Here is a 588-nt window from a genome sequence, read left to right as displayed (position 1 = left end):
TGTTGGCATCTTCATCAATCACGACAGTCGGCGCCGCCGGGGCACCGGTGCCCACGCCGTAATCCAGGGTGGCGGAGTCAGTGCCTTCGGCGCTGTTGCCGGCGCTGTCGGTGACCGTGGCGGTGATTTCCAGCTCAGTGCCGGTGGCAGGCGGATCGATGCTCAGGTCGAGGCCATTATCCAGCATCTCCTGAGTGACCGGGCCGGAGAAGATGACATTGCCACCCTGGTCAGTCACTTCAATGGTGTCACCTACTTCAGTGCCGGCTGCCAGGGTAATGGTGATGTTTACCTGACCGTCGAGCTCAGCGTCATTGATGTAGCCATCGTCGTTGGCATCTTCGGTAATGGTGACCGTTGGGGCCGCCGGGCCGCTGCTCAGTACCGCACTGTCAGAGCCTTCGGCGGTGTTGCCCGCCGGATCGGTAACGGTGGCAGTCAGGGTGATGGCAGTGCCATCTGCCGGGGCCGGGATAGACAGGCTAAGCCCATTGTCCAGCATGTCCTGGGTAATGGTGGCGGTGTACACCTCATTGCCATCCTGATCGGTGACCGTGATGGTGTCACCGACTGCGGTGCCGTCGCCCA

The 588-nt window shown here is 61.9% G+C and carries 1 pseudogene; it reads right to left on the bottom strand.

From position 1 onward, the window contains the following. A pseudogene (locus GMA8713_RS28920) lies at positions 1 to 588 on the bottom strand (hypothetical protein); the annotation flags it as partial.

Origin of the sequence: Grimontia marina, assembly GCF_900060185.1 — a bacterium.
In the GTDB taxonomy this organism is placed as follows: domain Bacteria; phylum Pseudomonadota; class Gammaproteobacteria; order Enterobacterales; family Vibrionaceae; genus Enterovibrio; species Enterovibrio marinus.
This window is presented reverse-complemented; position numbering and strand designations above follow the sequence as displayed.